This window comes from Xylophilus sp. ASV27 (assembly GCF_016428875.1).
Lineage (GTDB): Bacteria > Pseudomonadota > Gammaproteobacteria > Burkholderiales > Burkholderiaceae_C > Xylophilus.
Genome location: NZ_JAELTO010000364.1, coordinates 1 through 302 on the forward strand (window position 1 = coordinate 1; position 302 = coordinate 302).

Sequence of the window (302 nt, forward strand, 5' to 3'; positions counted from 1 at the left end):
ATCTACGCCATGCCAGGCATGGAGACCAAGCTGCACGCGGTCATCAACAAACCGGGCGAATTCGAGGGCTTTTCGGCCAACTACAGCGGTGCCGGCTTCTCTGGCATGCGCTTCAAGTTCCATGGCCCTGTCTCTTATACACATCTCCGAGCCCACGAGACCGTACAGGAAATCGCGTATGCCGTCTTCGGCTTGAAAAGGGGGGGGGGGGGGGGGGGGGGGGGGGGGGGGGGGGGGGGGGGGGGGGGGGGGGGGGGGGGGGGGGGGGGGGGGGGGGGGGGGGGGGGGGGGGGGGGGGGGGG

1 pseudogene is annotated in these 302 nt (G+C 71.2%); it reads left to right on the forward strand.

What is annotated here, in order from left to right:
- Positions 1-302, forward strand: a pseudogene (locus tag JHD63_RS24430) (hypothetical protein); the annotation flags it as partial.